Annotated in this window: 14 protein-coding genes; all 14 read right to left on the bottom strand. The window is 57.2% G+C overall.

Translation table 11 applies throughout. The features are described from left to right. Nucleotides 1-70 precede the first annotated feature (70 nt). Nucleotides 71-1,729, bottom strand: a complete 1,659-nt coding sequence (locus CK498_RS19445; protein WP_095622509.1) for a multidrug ABC transporter permease/ATP-binding protein — start codon at nt 1,727-1,729, stop codon at nt 71-73. Nucleotides 1,730-1,790: 61 nt separating this feature from the next. Further along, nucleotides 1,791-2,570 (bottom strand): siderophore-iron reductase FhuF, encoded by a 780-nt coding sequence (gene fhuF / locus CK498_RS19440; RefSeq protein ID WP_095622508.1) that lies wholly within the window; start codon nt 2,568-2,570, stop codon nt 1,791-1,793. 58 nt (nt 2,571-2,628) lie between these two features. Then, nucleotides 2,629-4,614, bottom strand: coding sequence for a Fe(3+)-hydroxamate ABC transporter permease FhuB (gene fhuB / locus CK498_RS19435; RefSeq protein ID WP_095622507.1), 1,986 nt, complete (start codon nt 4,612-4,614; stop codon nt 2,629-2,631). A 139-nt stretch (nt 4,615-4,753) separates the two neighbouring features. Further along, nucleotides 4,754-5,659 carry an ABC transporter substrate-binding protein gene (locus CK498_RS19430; protein WP_095622506.1) on the bottom strand — a complete coding sequence of 302 codons (906 nt, stop codon included), beginning with the start codon at nt 5,657-5,659 and terminating at the stop codon, nt 4,754-4,756. An 80-nt stretch (nt 5,660-5,739) separates the two neighbouring features. Further along, entirely contained in the window at nt 5,740-8,151 is a 2,412-nt protein-coding gene (locus CK498_RS19425; RefSeq protein WP_095622505.1) for a TonB-dependent siderophore receptor, read from the bottom strand. Nucleotides 8,152-8,251: 100 nt separating this feature from the next. Continuing rightward, the gene (locus CK498_RS19420; protein ID WP_095622504.1) at nt 8,252-9,265 is read right to left on the bottom strand and encodes a FecR domain-containing protein; all 1,014 of its coding nucleotides are present in this window, start codon (nt 9,263-9,265) and stop codon (nt 8,252-8,254) included. After that, nucleotides 9,262-9,786: a sigma-70 family RNA polymerase sigma factor gene (locus CK498_RS19415; RefSeq protein WP_095622503.1), complete on the bottom strand. Its 525-nt coding sequence runs from the start codon at nt 9,784-9,786 to the stop codon at nt 9,262-9,264. The genes CK498_RS19420 and CK498_RS19415 overlap by 4 nt, the downstream gene beginning before the upstream one ends. A 218-nt stretch (nt 9,787-10,004) precedes the next feature. Beyond that, nucleotides 10,005-10,904 carry an ABC transporter substrate-binding protein gene (locus CK498_RS19410; protein WP_176475844.1) on the bottom strand — a complete coding sequence of 300 codons (900 nt, stop codon included), beginning with the start codon at nt 10,902-10,904 and terminating at the stop codon, nt 10,005-10,007. Nucleotides 10,905-11,048: 144 nt separating this feature from the next. Further along, nucleotides 11,049-13,442: a TonB-dependent siderophore receptor gene (locus CK498_RS19405; RefSeq protein WP_095622501.1), complete on the bottom strand. Its 2,394-nt coding sequence runs from the start codon at nt 13,440-13,442 to the stop codon at nt 11,049-11,051. Nucleotides 13,443-13,528: 86 nt separating this feature from the next. Next, nucleotides 13,529-14,512 (bottom strand): FecR domain-containing protein, encoded by a 984-nt coding sequence (locus CK498_RS19400; protein WP_141246980.1) that lies wholly within the window; start codon nt 14,510-14,512, stop codon nt 13,529-13,531. Nucleotides 14,513-14,514: 2 nt separating this feature from the next. Next, complete coding sequence (locus tag CK498_RS19395; RefSeq protein ID WP_095622499.1) at nt 14,515-15,045, bottom strand: sigma-70 family RNA polymerase sigma factor; 531 nt, start codon at nt 15,043-15,045, stop codon at nt 14,515-14,517. A 102-nt stretch (nt 15,046-15,147) separates the two neighbouring features. Continuing rightward, the gene (gene fhuF / locus CK498_RS19390; protein WP_095622498.1) at nt 15,148-15,918 is read right to left on the bottom strand and encodes a siderophore-iron reductase FhuF; all 771 of its coding nucleotides are present in this window, start codon (nt 15,916-15,918) and stop codon (nt 15,148-15,150) included. A gap of 7 nt (nt 15,919-15,925) precedes the next feature. Next, on the bottom strand, nt 15,926-16,828 hold the full coding sequence (locus tag CK498_RS19385; RefSeq protein WP_095622497.1) for an ABC transporter substrate-binding protein: 903 nt from the start codon (nt 16,826-16,828) through the stop codon (nt 15,926-15,928). Nucleotides 16,829-16,938: 110 nt separating this feature from the next. Beyond that, nucleotides 16,939-19,404 (bottom strand): TonB-dependent siderophore receptor, encoded by a 2,466-nt coding sequence (locus CK498_RS19380; RefSeq protein WP_229359148.1) that lies wholly within the window; start codon nt 19,402-19,404, stop codon nt 16,939-16,941. Nucleotides 19,405-19,482 lie beyond the last annotated feature (78 nt).

Here is a 19,482-nt window from a genome sequence, read left to right as displayed (position 1 = left end):
GATTCACTTACGCCGCTTGGCTCCTTGATGCGCCTTGCAGTGTTAACCCAATGGCCCGTCACACCGGCGCCTACTGCTCCACCCTGGCGACTGCATCCCGGCTCGCATCTCTACGCTCCTCTCCGGTCAGCTCATACAGCTGCCCGCCGCGCATCTCCAGCAGGCGGTCGGCCTGATCGAAGTAGTGGTCGTCGTGGCTGATCACCACCAGCGTCTTCCCCAGCGCCCTAAGCTGCGGCAACAGCTCACGGTAAAACACGCGGCGGAATTGCGGATCCTGGTCGGCGGCCCACTCGTCGAGCAACAGTAGATCGCGCTGTTCAGCAACCGCCAGCAGCATCGCCAGGCGCTTGCGCTGCCCCTGGGAGAGATTGATATTGGTGACGCGATCGTCTTCGATGTCGAGCTTGCTGTGCATGCCCAGGGCGGCCAGCCACTCCTCCACTAGCGTCGCATCGGGCGACTCGCCTCCCGGCCCCATCAGGCGGTCGAACAGGTGCAGGTCGGTATAGATCGCTGAGAAGTGCTGGCGGTAGGTCACCCAGTCCGCCTCCTGCAGCGCCCGGCCATCGACCCGCACCACTCCGCTCTGAGGCTGGTAGAGCCCGGTGAGCAAGCGTGCCAGGGTCGACTTGCCACTGCCGTTGCCGCCGATCAGAAACACCACCTCGCCGCGCCGCAGGGTCAGGTCGATAGGCCCTATCGCAAAGCCCGGCCGCGCCTCCTCTTCGGGATAGCGATAGGTCACCTGCTCAAGGACGATCTCCTGCCAGCCGTGGCGCCGAGTATCGCTATCGAAACTATCGCGGTAATCCGCCAGAGCCAGCGAGCTCAACTTCTCGAACGCCACCCGGGCGTTGATCAGCGTCGGCACGGCCCCCACCGCCTGGATCAAGGGTGCCCTCAGAAACAGCAGCGTGAGAGAAAAGGTGGTGGCCACCTGCGCCGACGCCCAGCCCAGGCCATTGGCCAGAAAGAACACCACGCCGATGGCGCCCAGCATCATGATGTTGAACCAGTTGATCGCACTGAGGTGATAGGTGTCGCCACGCACGATATGGTGGCGATAGGCATCGGCATTGGGCGTATAGACGTCACGATAGAGCCACTTGGCCCGGTCACGGTTGAGCGCCAGCTCCTTGCGCCCCTCGATCACCGACTGATAGTCCGCGTAGAGCCGGTCCTCGACTTCGCGCAGCTTGGCCATATGCTGGTAGACCCAGGTGACAAGGCGCATGCAGACCGCCACGGTGACCGCAGTCCATAACACCGTCACCGCCAATATCGAGGGCGACAGCCAGCCCAGGTAGAGGCAGGCCCCCACGGTCAATACCCCACCCTGCACCAACTCCGGCAGGCGCACGAAAGCCACAGTGATATAACGCACGTCGGTAGACAGGCTAGCCAGCAGGCGAGCGCTGCCGATCTGCTCGACGCGCTCGATGTCGGTATCCAGGATGCGCTTGATCAACTGCCCACGCAGCCGGTAGACAAAGTGGTGACCAAGCGTGGTCAAAGCCAGCTGCGAGGCGAGGGTGATCACCAACAACAGCGCGATCAGGCCCAGGAACTCCGGCAGGATGCCCCAGGGGTCGGGAAAGGTGCCCAGCAGCCGCTGATTGATAAAGGCGATGACCCCAATGCCCAGTCCAGCACTGGCCAGACTCAACACCACCACGGCCACGAATGGCCAGCGGTAATCCCGCCATACGATCCTGAACAGCTCCATTGACCTTGGCTCCTTCAAAGAGTGAAACGCTAAGGCAAGCGCGACAGCGTGTCGTGCAGCCTTAGCGGCGTTTCTTGGCCGGCTTGTTTTCCGGCTTCAGCGGGCAGCCGCCGCACAGCGGCTCATCGGGCAGCCGATACTTGACGCAGCAGAGTCGCCGCACCCGGGTGGGAGTCTCACCGCCCAGCTCGAGATAGCGCACCGGCTGGTAGAGCGGATTGCGACGCCCGTCAGCAAGCGTCTTGGTGTCGAGATAGCGCAATAGCGGCTCCCCCGCTCCGCTGCAACCGGGATGCTGTGAGCAGGTCTTCCCCACGAACTCCACGTAGTGCCCCAGATTGCTCCAGAACACCTTGGGCGCCAGGCCGGAGGTCGCTGCCAGCGCCTCGATCAGCGGTGCGCAGTGCGCGTCGAACAGATAGTCAAAGCGCGCCGAAGGGAGCTGCGAAGGCAGCGGTTCGCCGCCATCTGGCAGCCAGATATGCGCCGGCTGCCCCTTGTCGCCAAGCGCGAGACGCATCTGCTCGAGACCTACCGGCAGCGCCTGCCCCAGCAGTAGATTGGCCGCCAGGGTGGGGATCGAGACGCCGCTGAAGTGGTGTTTCGACCAGATCGAGGCGGCCGCCTTGCGATCGGCCCCCTCGCCGAAGCTGGCGGCAAAGCGGCTTATCGTCTCCCCCAACACCCCAGGCTCGAGCAGGTCGGACATAGCGGTAGTCGGCACCTCCGGCACCCCAAAGCGGGGTGCCTTGAGCCTATCCAGGGGTGGCTGCCGATAGAGTAACAGCAGCGCCTCGGCCGCATCGTTGCGGTACACCGGCAACTCTGCCATCCCTGTCATATCCGCCTCCTCTCTTTCAGCGCACCATCATCTCCGGCTGCCCATGGGCGGCCACATCTCACAGCCTGCGCAGCCCCCACATGAAGTAGGCGCCACCGATCAGCGACGCGACCAGCCCGGCCGGCATGTCGTAGGGGAAGATCACCTGGCGACCCAGCCAGTCGGCCAGCACCATCAGCAGCATGCCCACCAGTGCCGCACCCAGCAGGTGATGGCGGGCGCGTGATAGTCCCAGCAACCTGGCCATGTGCGGCGCCAACAGCCCGACGAATGAGAGCGGCCCCACCACCAGAGTGGCGCAGGCCGTGAGCAGGGCCACCAGCAGTAGCAGCACCAGGCGAGCACGATTGAGAGCAATGCCCAGCGCCAGGGTGGTAGGTGCCCCCAGGGGTAGAATGTCCAGCCAGCGGGTCAGCGGCAGGGTGCACAGCGTGAGTAACGCGGCCAGCGTCCCCACCACCAGGGCACTGGTGAGATCAACGTAATAGGTGGAGCCCGCCAGCCAGGCGATCACCTGCTGCCCACGTGGATCACCGCCTGCCAGCATCACGCTGCGCACCGCATCGAACAGTGCCGTGACCGCTACCCCGGTGAGCAGCAGGCGCTCCGGTACGAAGCCGCTGCGGCGATTGAGTGCCACCAGGATCAGCAGCGTGGCAAAGGCCCCCAGGGTGCCGACGCCGACCAGCATGCCGCTGGTCGGCGCGGGCAGCAGGAAGATCCCCAGGATCAGGGCAATCGCACAGCCACCGCTGATACCCAGCACCTCGGGGCTGGCCATCGGGTTGGCGGAGAGGCGCTGCAGCAAGGTACCGGCCACCGCCAGCATCAAGCCACTGGCCGCCGCCGCCAGCACCCGGGGCATACGCCACTGCATCACGTTCCAGTTATCCGGTGACAGCCAGTACCAGCCATTCACTCCCTGCCCCAGTAGCAGGCCCAGGGCGGCAGCCAACAGCAGGCCAATGGCCAGCCGCGTGGCCAGGCGGCCGGGAGCAGGATGCCGGCTCGCGATTACGGCCGACGGCTGGGGCGCCTTGTTGCCGTGCAACTTGAGGCGTGGGATCAGCCACATCAACAGCGGCGCCCCCAGCGCACCGGTCACCGCACCGGTGGGAATCAGCATCGGCACCAGGCCGGTGAAGTTCTGCAGCAGCAGGTCCGTGGTGGCCAGCAGCACCGCCCCCAGCAGCGTGCCCCACAGCAGGCGCTCGCTAAGGCGGCGCGCCCCCGCCAAGCGCACGATATTAGGCGCCGCCAAGCCGATAAAGCCGATAATACCCACCACACTGACGATACTGCCGGTGATGAACACCGCCAGCCCCATGCCCGCAAAGCGCAGATAGGTAAGCGACACCCCCAGGCTCTTGGCGCTGGCATCGTCCAGTTCCAGCACCGCCAAGGGGCGCAGCAGCAACCAGGCCAGCACGCAGCTGATGGCCATCCGCGGCCAAAGAATCGCCACGCCATCCCAGCCATTCTGAGCCAGTGACCCGGCGCCCCAGATCAACAGCCCCGACAGCGCCTCGTGATTGAACAACAGCAGCGCCGTGGCCAGCGCGCCCAGATAGAGGTTCACCACCAGCCCGGCCAGCACCACCACGATCGGCGCCAAGCCGCGCCGCCAGGCCAGCACGAACACCAGCCCCACCGCCAATGCACCACCGGCCAGCGCCACCCACTCACGGCCAACGGCCAGCAGTCCCGGCGCCAGCAAGGTCGCCGTCATCAACGCCAGGTTGGCCCCCGAGGCCACCCCCAGCGTAGTAGGCGACGCCAGCGGGTTGCGCAGCACCTGCTGCATCAGCACTCCGGCCAGCGCCAGGCCTCCGCCAGCCAGCAGCGCAACCGAGAGCCGTGGCCACCACGCATAGTGCAACAGCAGCTGGTCGACATCCTCGAACGAGGGCGACAACAGCGCCTTGAAGCCCAACGCCATGCCGCCCTGGGCCTCCAGCCCCAGCCAGAACAGCACCACCAGCGGCAGGCTCAGCAGCCAGCAGGTAAGCGCCGGCGCCCCCCTGCGCATCGCATACCCCGTCATGCCCACAGCCCCTGTTCCCGTTGGTGGCGCACACTACCTTCAGCCATGCGTTCTGCCCCCTTTGCATAGACGATTCAGCCGGGCCATACTTTAATTGAAAACGATTATCATTGAAATACGCATACGGGACAACATCGCATTAGCGCCTGGGAGCGGGGGCGCTGTCACCGGCCTCGTCCAGCGCGTCGACCAGGGCCTCGGCGAAGCGCAGGGCGGAGGGGAAACCTCCCCACGACCAATAATTTACTTCTATACTGATAGGAAGATCATCCAGCCAATGCTGCCATAGGCCCGACGTTGGCAGGGCTGAATCAGTTAAGTATTGAGAGTAAGCCGGATTAAGAAGAATGAACCTTCCCTCTAATTGAAACGCCTCTGAAATGGTTAATGTACTGAAACCCCAGTCGTTAGTAGGGCCTTGCCAGGCATTCTCCAAGCCAAGCCGAGTGAGAACCATATCTTCTAGGCTTCCAGACCCATAGAGTCGCAGATGACGATCGTCAATAATTTGCGCAACAAACAGTGGCTCTCCAGTTCTTTTAATCTGTTCCGCCATTACTGCCAGCGCGACTTCGACATCATTAATTAATTCCTTGGCCCTCTGCTGATTATCGCTCAAGTCTCCCAATTCTCTAGTCATATTTTCCAGGCTTTCCCATACTTTCTGGCCTTTCCAAAGCAGCCGTATCGGTCTCACATTAGCAATGCGGGAAAGTTTATTCTCTAGATTCAAATGAGCCGGCGGCGATATTAGAATAGCATCAGGCTCCAACGCCGCCAGGTATTCAAGATTGGGCTGAAATCTATTCCCTAGCTCTCTAGCCTCAGGCAATAAGGGATCCCGGTAGAAGCGCCTATATTGTGCCAAGCCCGCCATCGCTATAGGAGGCTGATGCAAGGCCGACAGTGTATCTGCAATGGCATAGTCAAAAGCGATCAGCTTTTTGGACTCTTCAGCATTAGCGAAGGAAACGAACAGCTTTAAAAGTATAATTAGGAGGAAATTTATGCGGCCTGATGGTAACAAATCACCCATATAGATCATCAATATATTTTCTATTCTGACTTTTATAAAACAAAGGCAGGCGGCCTCACCGCCTGCCTTTGACCAACTTGGTAATGACGTTACCACTGATAACTTACTGAGCCTACAATGCTTCTCGGCTCGCCATAGTAGCAGCCATAGGTGCAGGACTCGATATAGGTTTTATCAGTGAGATTGGTGGCATTCAACGCATACACCCAAGATCCAGTTTCATAACTTACTCGTGTATCAATGAGCGTAAACGACGGCACCTCACCCTCGACCCAGGTCGCCCGGGTTGGGCCAACGTAGCGAACGCCACCTCCGATTTTCAGCCCTGGGAGGCCGAAATCGCCAAAGCGATAATCTCCCCATAGTGAGAACTGGTTATAGGGGGTATTGGCCGCTCTCCTACCCACCTGGTCTGCCGTAACGGGGCTGCTCTTCGTTGTACGCGCATCCGTATAGGCATAAGCCGCGACCAAGTTGGCATTGGGGCCTAGTGCCGTCTTCGCTTCCAACTCAACACCGCGTGAACGCACCTCGCCTATTTGCGTCTGGAAGCTGGTATCCACCGGATCGGTGACGCTGACGTTTTCCTGTGTCAGCTCGTAAGCGGTGGCAGTGAGCATGGTATCCCACCCATCTGGTTGATAGCGAACGCCTAATTCATATTGCTCACCCCGTGTGGGCTCGAACTGATTGCCGTTACGGTCAGTGCCGCTGGTAGGTTCAAACGACTGGCTGTAGCTGATAAAGGGCGCCAAACCGTTATCGGCAAGATAGACACCCCCTACACGCCCTGTGAAGGCATTGTTCGTGCTGCGGTTCCACTCGGTGGGGCCAAAGTAAGGAGAGCTCTCATTCTCCGTCCAGTCCTGTCGCCCGCCCAGCAGGAAAACCCACTTTTCGGCGATTTTCATCTGATTTTGAGCATACAAGCCAACCTGCTCGCTGCGTTGCTTGGACGACCATGCAAAAGGCACTGGATCACCTAGCTCAGCGCTACCATAAACTGGATCAAAGAGATCAAGCGGTAGGGCTGTGCGATTGTAGCGCTCGGTTTCGTGCCGTTGCCGTATGTAGTCTATTCCGATCATGCTGGTGTTGGCGGCATTGCCAGCCTCCCAGGCATATTGCAAGGAGGTATCCGAGGTCAAGCCTGATGACGCATCGCGTCGATCTTGAGCGATCCTTGTATAGATCCGCTGGTCGCTACTCTGTCCCATATTTATAGAATCGTAAGTCCGGTCGGCTTGGAATGTCCGAAGGCTATGACGGAGGTGAAGGCTGTTAGAGAAATCATGCTCAAGCAAGTAGCCAATCGAATAGCGCTCGTTATCATACTCATCATAGCCGGGCTCCCCTGTAAATCGCTCCCGGGGAATTTGACCGTTCGGGTTAGGAAGAATAGTGCCACTGTTGGGTAGCCCGTAAACATAGGCCGTTTGATCGCGCTGATACTCGCTCAGCAGAGTGAGCGAGGTGCTCTCGTTGGGTTGCCATTTTAAAGTAGGGGCAATATAGGTGCGATCATCCGGCACATGGTCGATAAACGTATCGCTATCCCGGTGCAGCATGGTCAGGCGGTATGACCAGACGCCATCCTCATCCAGAGCATCGGAGAAATCAGCAGAGATCTGGCGCCGATCGAAACTGCCTGCCTCGACATTTACCTCGCGCAGGGGCTCGCTGGTAGGGCGTTTACTCACAGCATTGAGCATCCCACCAGGAGAGGCCACGCCATAAAGAATAGAGGATGGGCCCTTTAAGACTTCCAATCGCTCCAGACCATAAAGCTCTTGCTGACCGTCATAAACATTAGCTTGGTATTTACTGCCGTCACGATAGGATCTGTCAACGGTGAACCCGCGGACTCTGAGTGATTCAGTACTACGATCGGCGCCTTCCTGCCTTGATATACCAGCCGTATAAGCCAAGGCTTCGGTGAAATTCCGAGCCCCATAGTTACGAAACTCCTCACTGCTAACTACCGATATGGACTGCGTTATTTCAATAATCGGTGTATCAGTCTTGGTGCCTGTTGCGCTGCGGGTAGCGGCGATACCTTGAACGGGCCCATAGGCCGTCTCCTGTATCCAGTCGGCTTCTACACGCACCAGGGGCAGGTCGACGTCCGTCGGCCGCGCTTCCAACCGATAGCTACCATCGGTGCGGCGCACGGCGGCAAGCCCGGTGCCGGCCAGCAAGCGTTGCAATCCCTCATCGACACTGTAATGCCCCTGCAGGCCGGCGGTCTGCACGCCGCCGGTCAGCGCCGCATCGAACGCAATCTCGATATCGGCCATCACCGCAAAGCGGTTGAGGGCCGTGTCGAGCTGCCCGGCTGCGATGGAATAGCCTTGCTGGGTAGTCGCGCCCTGCCCTGCCGCGTCCTGTGCCAGCCCAGTCGCGGGCAGGCCAACGGCCAGGCTACCGGCCAGCAGACCATATTGAATGGCTCGCGCCAACGGCGTTCGAATAAAGCGTGAGTGCGCTTGCTGCGTCGTCATGAAGATCCCCGTTCAGTGATGCAGTTTTTATGTCTACATCGCCTCTTCCGAACGAGAACGCGAATCCCTCAATGCTTTCGCCACATTTTTTCGCCCAATTTCACCCACCGGGTCTCGGCTGAATGGTGACCCACAGCGATGTGCGGTAGACCACCTCCAGCGACAAGGCATCGGCGAGGCTGGCCAGGGCGCGGTCGGTATCCTCCAGGGAAAAGACGCCGCTCACTCGCAGGTCGACGACCTCGGCTGAGCAGCGCACCACCCCATGGCGATATCGCGCCAAGGTCTCGGCCACCTCGGCGACCCGCATGCGCTCAGCCACCAGCCGCCCCTGGAAGCGTGACAGCACGGCGTGATCCAGAGGCGCCGGCGATGTCATGCCCGCGGCATTCATGCCCCCTTGCTGGCCGGCATTCAGCGTCATTCGTTGGCTGCTACCGTGGCGTTCCAGCATCACCTGCCCTTGGTAGACCAGCACTCGAGTACTGTCGTCGTGCTGATGCACGCTGAAGCGTGTCCCGATCGGGTAGGAGGCCCCCTGCCGGGTCACCACGCTGAGCGGGCGAACGTCCGGCGCCTCTGCGGTGGTGACCAGCACTTCTCCACGCAGTAGGCGGATACGCCGCTGGTCGGCGTCGAAGCGCACGTCTAGCGCCGTATCGGTATCCAAGCGCAGCTGGGTGCCGTCGCTCAGCGTCACCTCCCGCGTCTCGCCGACAGCGGTGGCATAATCGGCGAACTGGCGCTGCCACTGGGGCGTGCGCGGCAGCCCGAACCCAAGGCTACCCAGCAACACCGCCAGACCGCCCCACTGCAGCAGGCCGCGCCGTGATACCTGGCGGGAGGACTCGAAAAGCTCACTGCGGGCGGCATGGCGAGGCAACGCGCCGAGCCGGACGTCGATGGCCTGCAGTTGCTGCCAGGCACGTTCGTGCTCCGGTGCGGCTTGCCGCCACTGAAGACACGCCTCGCGCTGCGCCGCGGTGGCATCGTCGCTCCATAGCCTTGCCATCCACAGGCTGGCCTGCTCCAACACGCGGGGACAGAGGGTGTCTTGAGAGACGTCCTCTTGAGAAGAGCACTTGCGAGGAGCGTCGGCGGGCGGGCGACTCATGGCGCGGACTCACGCATGGCGTGGTGGCAGACCAACAGCGCCCGGGCGATATACTTCTCCACCGAAGAGATAGAGACACCCAGTGCCCCGGCGATCTCTCGGTAGCTCAGGCCATCCAGCCGGCACATCAGGAAGGCGCGCCGCGGCTTGTCGGGAAGCTCGTGGAGCAGCGCATCGATCTCGACCAGCGCCTCGACGGTGAGCGCCTTCTCCTCCGGCGACGGCGCCTGCGACGCCGGTATGAGGCTAAGGGTTTCCAGGTAGGCGGCCTCGATACGCCGACGTCGGAAATGATCGACCATCAAGCCCTTGGCGATCTGGGTCAGGAAGCGACGTGACTGCTCAGGCTCGGGGGTGGTACCCCGCGCCAGTATGCGCAGATAGGTATCGTGGGCAAGGTCGGCGGCGGTATGAGAGCAGCCCAGGCGGCTTCCCAACCAGCGCCGCAGCCAGCCGTGATGCTCACTATAGAGAGTATTGAACGCTACCTGTTGCCCACGCGGCTGCTTGAGAGAGGCCATCACCCACCGTCATCGTTTGGCACACACCGCCCTGGCGAGGCGGCGCCACAGGCAATAATCTAAATGACAATACATCTCAATACAATGGCGGTACCAACAACAACCTCAGTTGATACGCTTGCGGATATAGGATTCAGTCAGCGAGATACCGCAAATTTCGGTAATGCAGTAGCGCCATTCGTCATAGCTGTTGGGGATCAGGTCGACCATGTTGGCTCCTACAGGGTACTACAGGTGGAGGCCTCCTCAGGGTCTGAGCTTGCCTCCAGCGCCTCGACCAGGGCCTCGGCGAAGCGCAGGGCGGAGGGGAGAGCACCAAATATCCAGAACGGCGGAATCGTGATGACAGTACCCTCTTTGACGCTGGGGACATGTTGCCAAATTCCATGGCCGGCGAGCTTTTCCTGCATCTCTCCTGATAATCTTGGCCCTTCCACAATGATCAGCTGAGCCTCTATTCCTACTAGCTCTGCAGCGGTGACTATGGAGAACCCCCAACCATTTGTTGGACCATCCCATGCGTTCGTTAACCCAAGGCGGTCGGCAACGGCTTGAGGCAGGCTATTCTTGCCATAAACTCTCACGTGCGTATCGTCTAATGCCCTAATAATCAATAGAGGCTTCTCCCAATCTGCCACCCTCCTTTTCATTTTATCTATTCTGTTTTCAACAAAACCTACATACTCATTACCAAGCTCTAAACGACCAACCATCTTCGCGATATCTATTGAAAACTCCGATATTTCATACCATCTATCAACATCTTCGTTGTAAAGTGTGGTGCGATAAGTAGCATAGTGCTCTGGCAATCTTCCATCAAGAGCAGGCCCATCTGACCCTATCATGATGAAGCTGGGTGAGATTTCCGAAACAAGCTCGAGATTCGGCGGAAAGCCCACTTCCATCACCTCTTCAGGCAGAGTTTCAATACTTCCCCAAGTCTCATAACTTTTTTTCATTGTCATGCCTCTGGGCGGGAGGTCTAGCGCAACGAGCGTTTCTACAATGGACCAGCTATAAGCAAGAACATCGGGAGATTTCTCAGCGCTGGCGTCTTCACATCCATATAAAGCCAGCACGACACATATAATCATCAATGCCTTTTTACTTAGCGGCACGCGCAAGACTCCCCATTCCCCAACGACCCCAAGCAGGTAAAGCACACAATAAACAGCCATGCGCAACATAGCCAATGGTCAACACTCAGCACCGACATGAAACCATCAAGCAGAGCGCCTGCGCCCTGCTTGGATTTTCAATAATCAATAACTGTAGCGCATCGTCAACATGACATTTCTCGGATCACCGTAATAGTTATTGCGAGTATTACCGCTAACACGCGAATAGTATTTCTTATCAGTCAAATTATTACCATTAAGTGAAAAATCAAGATTCTCATTGAGCCGGTAGCCTACTTGTGCGGAAAGCAGTGTATAGCCACCTTTCTCCCAAACGACATCACCACGCCTCGCATGGGCACCACTCACTGCTTTTATGCCAGCGCCGATGCGCCATCCTTCATTAGGCATTTCAGAGAAGCGATAGCGGGACCATAGATTAAAGCTATGCTTGGGGGTTTCGGGAGAGAAGGAAAGCCCTTCATTGCCCGGATCGCGAACGAGTTCCGTAGCGGTGTAAGCGTAACCCGCCGAAATATCCCATCGAGATAGCAACGTGCCACTGATTTCCGCTTCGAAGCCTTGGCTACGGGCCTTGCCAGCTGAAATCGAAGCGCCCGGCACCTCTGGGTCGTTTATGGCACGGTTTTCATCATCAATACGGAAAATGGCAGTATGCCAGTTGAGCTCCCCATCAAAGTGCTCCCCTTTCAAGCCGAGTTCAACCTGATTGCCGGTTCGAGGTTCCAACACATCACCGGTTGCACTCAGATCGTTTTGTGGCTGAAAAATATTGGTATAACTGGCATACGTCGAAACATCGGGAGTAATACCGTAAATAACACCCACATAGGGTGTAAATTCATCACTTACTTTGAATTCATCTTCAGGGCTGCCTCCCGGGGTCGTCTTCCACCAACTCAAGCGTCCCCCCATCAATAGCGTTGTTCGCTCACTCATCTCAAGGCTCGTTTGCGCGTATAGTCCGGTTTGCTTATCCACTGTAGGTTCTCGATGCGTAAGCGCGAACCCCACCTCTTCGGAATTATTATCTGGATTAAATACACTTTTATTAAAACGCTCACCACCAGACCAAGGATGCTTGTTTTCACCACGCTGATAGCTGGCGCCAAGCGTTACGCGGCCCTCTCCATCCAAAAATGCGAAAGGAGTGCTAAAGATCGCCTCGAGAGACCTGTCATCTATCACCGAACGATGGCGCCATGGCCAAACTTCCACTGTGCCGGTGGCCGGATCAACGAAACTCGTTGATGCGCTACTCTGCACGGTATCGGTATCACGGTGCAAACTATTAGCCTTCAAAACAAAGCTAGCCCCATTCTGCATAGCATGCTCAAGCTCTATGAAGTAACGCTCCAGCTGCTCATCTTTCTCATCCCACGTAGAGCCAAGGAAGGTAGAACGACTAACATCCAGGAGATTGCCGTCTGCATAAGCCGGCAAGCCCAAAAAAGGAGTGGATTTACCGGATTGATAAATTGCGCCGAGTGATACAGTAGTATTATCTGTTACATCTATCTCAAGCGTGCCATAGCCCACCGTTTTTTGGCGCTCAACATGGTCGAGGAATGAATCACGGTCATCATAAACAGCAACAAACCGCCCGCGCACACTGCCATCGCTGTTCAAGGCACCCGTGGTATCTATAACCCCACGGTAGGCATCCCACGAACCCGCCGTCAGAGATGTATTGAAACCAAACTCCCGTTGCGCGCGCTTACGCACCATATTGATAGTACCGCTGGGCTCTCCCGCTCCCTGCAGGATACCTGTCGGCCCCCTCAGGACTTCGATTCGATCAAACAAGGCCGTGTCGAAAGCACTGCTATCAGTGTAGCCAATACCCCCGCTCACAGGGCTACCATCCAGTAGCAGCGTACCCATCTGGTAGCCTCGCGAGCTGAAAGTAGCGGTATCGCCGCCAAAGTGTGTCGTGTGAACCCCCGTTGTACGCTCCATGGCATCAATCAGCGAGGTCATGCCCTGATCATCCATGCGCTGGCGGGTGATCACGCTAATAGACTGGGGAATCTCCCGAAGCGACTGCTCATGCTTGCCAATCGCTACCCGGTTAGAGGTGTAGGAGTCGGTTCCTTCTGTGGCCACGCCCCTATAGCGCTCAGCCGATACCTCTACGACCGACAACTCCATATCAGCCGGCCGCTCTTCCAACCGATAGCTACCATCGGTTTCCTTGACCAAAGACAACCCACTACCGCTAAGTAGTGCCCGCAACCCTCCTTCCACGCTGTAATCGCCGGATAGCCCGCGAGTCTGCTTACCCTCGGTCAGGCTGGCATCAAAGTAGATGACCACGCCGGAATTGGCGGCAAAGTGGCTAAGGGCGTTGCCCAGGTCGCCGGCCGGCACTTCAAAATGCTGCGCACTTTGTTGGGCTCGTTGCTCGGCATGAGCGATCAGCGGCAGCAGAGCGCCGGGCAGCAACAGCCCTGAGCACAGCACTGCACCGCCAATCGCCTGGGTGAGCCGTGATTTTTTTAGCTTCGTATCGTGCATGGAGTCCCCTCTGGTGGGCAGCAAAAGAGTGCGTTCTTCACCAGTGGGTCGAACGGGGGACAAAAAAGTACCGCCATTGGCAAAAATTATTTTTTCTCGTCCACCACCACCCAGTACCGCGTGCGGGAATTGATCGATACCGGGAAGGACTTAGTCAGCGCATGCAGTGCCTGGTCGGTGTCGTCTACCCTGAAAGCGCCGGTGATGCGGTAATGGGCCACGCTGGGGCTGCAGCGTAAAACGCCCGTTCGAAAGCGGCTCAGATCGGCGATAAACGCATCCAGGCGCATGTCTTGCACCACCAGCATCTGGCGAGTCCAGGCGTCATCCGTAGGCACCAGGCTCGTCGGGGGAGACGTAGCGTCGGCAGTAAACGCGAGCTGCTGGCCGGCAGCACATAGGCTTTGTGCCCCCGCGCGAGTCGTCACTTCCACACCGTGCTCGAACACAGCGACCTGCGTTTCCGCTTCCAGCATTCGCACCGAGAACCGCGTGCCCAGGGCGTGCACCCTCCCCTGGGGCGTTTGCACAATAAAAGGACGCGGGTCCTCACTACTCTCACTACCGGTGGTCACCATGATCTCGCCCTCGCGCAACACCACCAGGCGCTCGTTGACGTCAAAATGGATATCCACGGCCGAGGCGGTGTTGAGTATCAGAGTGGTGCCATCGTCTAGCGTCAGCTGTTTGATCTCGCCAGTAGCGGTATGGTGGTCCGCCAGCCAGTGCTCCACCGGGGCATGGCGGTAGGCAGCCACGCCAAGAGTCCCCGTGCCCAACAGCAATGCCAGCCCTTTCAACACGCCGCGACGGCTCATACTGACGTGCTGCTCGGCACGCTCCAATGTATTCAGCGCCAGGTGGCCCGGCACTCGCCCCAGCCGGGCCTGCAGTTGATCTACCCGCTGCCAGGCCCACTGATGCATTGGATCGCTGCCTAACCACTGCCGCAGGGCCTGCTCATCTTCTGGACCGGCCTCTTCCGAACACAGGCGCGCATACCACTGAGCAGCCGCTTGTAGCGCCTCCCGCCGAGCCTGGGTCAGTTCATCGGGGGCTGTAGCAGTCAACGTTACAGTTCCGCTTCCAGCGCATAGAGCAAACAAGACTCGGTGGCCTTGGCCATGTATTTCTTGACCGAACTGAGCGATACGCCCAACTCACGGGCAATATCCGCGTAGCGCATGCCTTGTAACTGGGACAACAAGAAGGCACGGCGTACTTTGCTACCCAGACCGCTGAGCATGGCATCCAGTTCGTGCAGCGCTTCCAGCACGATGGCCTGCTCTTCTGGCGAAATGGCAACCGGTTCCGGCTGCTGGGCCAGGCTTTCCCGGTAGGCTTTTTCCAACGCGTGGCGGCGGAAGTAATCGATCAGGACCCGATTGGCGATGGTCGCCAGGAAGCTACGTGGCTCACGGATAGCCTCAACCTGGCGTTCAGCGTCGTCACGCCCCAGGATGCGAACAAAGGTATCCTGAGCGAAATCCGCCGCCTGCTGCGAACAGCCCAAGCGACTACGCAGCCAGCCAAGCAGCCAGCGGTGATGTTCCGAATACAGGGTATGCACCTGCTCGCGCAGTGGGTAGTTCCCAGACGACATGGCGACCTTCTGGCCTCAGCATTATGCAAATGATAATGATTGTCATCATATTGTGAGACCCAGGAGGATACAAGCCCTTGCCAGTGATCGGGACCCCGTTGATCAAGGCACCCGTTTTTTTCGCTTGCGAAATTCAGGTGACAGTGGGCATAGCCCGCAATAACTACCTTCTGGCAAGCGATAATCAAGGCAGCAGTGGCGATGAAGCCGCACCGGCACTACTCCATTCTCTGTCACCCTTGCTGCTTGCCGTTTAGAGCCGAACATCGGATTGCGTTCGTTGTCGGGCCAGGTGCGGCGCTCTAGCAGGAACTCTCTATCGCTGGCAGCACGCTGGGTAGTCTCGGGAGGCAGTGTGTTTAGTTGTTGGGCAAGGGTAAGTATCGTCTCCAAGCGCCGCGAAACATTCCCCCACAAAATTTTGGACGGCACGCCAGAGTGCGAGGAGAGGTAGGCAATCAACGGTTGCAGATGCTCCTTGATTAGAGGGGCATAACGTTGCTGGGTGCCAAGGCCAGCAATACTTTCGCCGAGCTGGGGAATGGTGAAGGTAACTGGTGTGGCATCTTCATCCAAGATTACCGATATATCCTGCGGTCTGACGGGGAAGCCATGCTGCAGCACCGTTGCCGCGACGGCGACAGGAGGAACAAGAAGAGTGACGTATTTCAGTAACCAGATCGATGCCACTGGTCGCAAATCGTCAACACCATAAAAACGAGCGCGCCTTACCAGAATCTCGTCGATCTTCTCCGGCTCATTGAGCAAGTCGGCTAGCAGGTAAGCGTTATTCCCCACAGCCTCCCTACAGATCAGGCCTTCACCGAAGTGGGCCCACTCTCCTCGGAAGATGGGCGTCAATAATTCGATCATACTGTTCTCAATGATCACTGCTCACATCAAGGGCTTCGACCAGCAGGTCGGCGAAGCTTAGGGCAGAAGGTAGAGCCCCAAAGTGAATAAAATTAGCTGGCAGATAGATCTCATCACCACGTTGCAAGCTGCGCAGATGCTTCCAAATACCCTGTGCGAAAAACTGTTCACGAACGGGGCTATTAGCGAATGGGCTTTCTAAGATGACTAAGCGGGCGTCTATATCTATCAAAGCGTCAAGGCTGGCGGTCGTAAAGCCCAAGTAATTGTTCTGCCCTTTCCAAGCATTGGTCAACTCCAGCTGTTCCAAGATACCTTGAAACATGCTGTTGCTACCAAAGACCCGAGCATGGTTATGATCCATCAAACGAATGATTAAAAGGGGGGGCTGTTCACTGGGGAGCCTATCACGCAATATCTGGAGACGGTGCTCGCTTTCGCGTACTAAGTTTTCTGCGGAATTCTTCTCACCGATGTACTTACCTAGCTGACGAGTAAAGTCGGTTAGTCGGTGCCAGGGGTCTATCCCTATTTCATTATCATAGGGTGTTAGGCTCACCGTCGTCGCGATGCCAGATAATTTATCAGTAATTTGTGTCAAATTTGGTGACATCAAAATCTGCCGGGGTGAAAGTAGGCTAAGAAGCTCCAGGTTGGGTTGGAAGAGTAGGCCAAGCTCGGTAGCATCCGACAACATGGCGGCAGAGAAATTTTGAGTTTGAGACCCCGTGAGTGCTTTAGGCACTACATTCATTGCCAACAGTGATTCGACGATGCGGATATCAAGTGCGGCAATGGATGAGGCATTCGAAGACGCGAGACTTTTAGCAGGCAGCGTTAAAGCAGTAATGATGGCCACCACCACGACACCATTAAATAATAGCCTAGCGGAAACAGTGGAACATGGCATGAAAATCACTTTTAAATAAAACCACGGTGAATATTGATAGTAAAGAGGAAAGGGACCCTCCCCTTTCCTCTATTTTGTGCGCTTATAGCTTGAGCATGTCGCGGGTTCAATCAAAACTCAAAGCGTATGCCGCTATAGAATGTTCGCGGGTCGCCAACACTGATTCGTGTGTTACCACCGGAAGCAACAATATATTCTTCATCGGTCACGTTCTTGACACCCAGGTCAAAACGCAAGCGGTCGCCGTTACCAACAGGGAGGTAGTACCAGAGCCCAGCATCAACAACGGTATAGTCACCAAGCTCAAAACCATAGAGAGCTTCACCAAGGTTGTTTCTATGGCCATTATCGCCATAGCGGTTGCTGGCATAAGTAATGCCACTGCCTATACCTAATCCCCTAAGCGCACTCGCTGGGTTCCGGAATTCGTAGCTCGCCCAGAGACTGGCTGTCGTATCAGGGACGTTACGCGGTTGATTACCGTTCGTTGCTTCGTTGTCGCTAACGATCTTGGCATCAAGCAGGCCAACGGCGCCACGCAGGTTGAAGCCATCGACCGGATTAGCGGCTATGGAAAATTCCGCGCCTTTAGACGTAATGCCACCGGTTGGCACCGGTTCTCCGTTGATAGTTTCAACCACATTGTCTTCACGAAGATCAAAGACTGCACCAGTAATAAAGTAACGGTTATCGGCAGAACTCCACTTCACACCTGCTTCAACCTGCCGACCTTCGCTGGGATCCTGTTCGAATACCTCTTGACTTCCTACATATATATTTTGAGGCTCGAAGGTGTCTGCGTAGCTGAGGTATAGATTCAATCCCGGCGTGGTCTCCCAAACCAGCCCGAGACCTTTTGTCAACTTACTGCTACTCCCTGAGTCAATATCAGTCGACGAGCCTGTTAAATAATTGTCGTTATGATAGTTGTTCTCAGATATTTCATATCTAAGCCCAAGGTCAAGCGTCACTGTGTCCGTTAGCGAGAACTCGGTAGACGAAAACATACCATGTGATTTTTGACTAACGTCGTAAAATTGGTCGCTACTGGGCGAGCCAAGATCATTGATAAGAGTAAAAGAATTCGGTGATGAGACGGAACCACCAATTTGAGGGGCGCCGGTTAAGTTGCGCCACTCATGGCTGAATTCTCGGTACTCAACTCCCGCTGCCACACGAATGGGGATCGCCGTATCGATTGCACCAATCAACTGTGAGCGGGCAAATTTGTATGTGCGCACACTGTTCTGGTTGGCACCGACACGTCGAATTAGCGTATCTTCAGTAAGCTCGCTGCTAACATCCGCTCCAACAGAAATGACTTCGGCACGAAGGTCTTCTCCCGTTTCTCTCGAGTAAAAGAGCTTGTTGTCGATTTCCCAGGCTGAATCTGCCAACGGAATGACAACGTCAAGCTCAGCAAGATGATATTCACTGTTGCGCTCATTGGGAATATTTCCATCGAAGCGAGTATCAAAAGGAACATCCGCTAGTCGGCGTCGCAAATCCCCCATTGGTACCGTAATTAATCCTCTATCTATTTCTCGGCGATCTTTAGAATACTCATGATTGAAGCCTACGCTTGCACCGGAATCAGCTTGCCAGAGGAGCGCAGAAGACAAAAACTGCCGGTCAACGTTGGTATCACGAAATGTCTCGCTGTCCTCAAGCGAGCCCGTGATCCGATAGGCCAAGTTTTGGCTCTCACCGACGGGGCCCGTGAGATCGATGGTTCCACGTCGTTGCCCATGCTCATCGAAGGTTGTCGAAATGGAATGTTCGCGCTGGAACTGCGGCTGTTTGGTTTCTATATTGACGATGCCGCCTGGTGACATACGGCCGATATCGGCAACTGGCCCTTTGATTAGCTGAATGTTATCAATAGTGGCTGGATCAATACGGCTCTCATGGCTAAAAGGAACGCCATTACGATAGAAGTTATCGTTGCGGTTGAAGCCGCGAATCAATGAGTGCTCCCGGGTGCCACCATAGCCATCAGCCACAACCACATTGGGTGATAGGCGAAAGGCATCAGCCATTTCTCGAGCCTGCTGATCGAGCAAGAACTGCTCAGGAATGACGTCGATGGATCGCGGCACATCAATAATATCTTTAGGAAGACGCACCGAGGAGTCCGCGTAGCGGGCTTCATAGCGGGCCGGAAGGGTGCCGTAGACGGATACCGTTTCCAGGCTCTGGTCAACTTGCCTATTGATGTAATCCAGCCGATAGCCCCCATCACCCTGCCGCACCGCGGCAAGTCCAGTGCCCGCCAGCAGCCGCTGCAGCCCCTCGTCCACTCCATACTGGCCCTGAAGCCCTGGGCTTTGGCGCCCTTCCCCCAGCGCGCCGGCGCCGCTGATATAGATGCTGGCCTGGGCCGCAAAGCGGTTGAGTGCGCTGCTGACCGGGCCGGGGGGAATGTCGTATTGCTGCACTTGCTGCTGGCTCGTTTGCTGAGCCAGCGCTGTCATGGGTATAGCCACCAGCCCCGCCGCGGCAAGGTGAATGGCCATTGCCAGCATGCGCCGGCGAGCGCGCAGAGGCGGTTGAATCGAGGAGGGCTTGTAGGTCATATGGATCGGTTCCCCTGGTGGCTGTTTTCGTGAGCTTGTACTCAGGAATCGAACCAGCCGAAAAAAGGGGAACCGGGC

This window comes from Halomonas salipaludis (assembly GCF_002286975.1).
In the GTDB taxonomy this organism is placed as follows: domain Bacteria; phylum Pseudomonadota; class Gammaproteobacteria; order Pseudomonadales; family Halomonadaceae; genus Franzmannia; species Franzmannia salipaludis.
The sequence above is the reverse complement of the archived record's forward strand: the minus strand, read 5'-3'. Positions and strand labels throughout refer to the sequence as shown.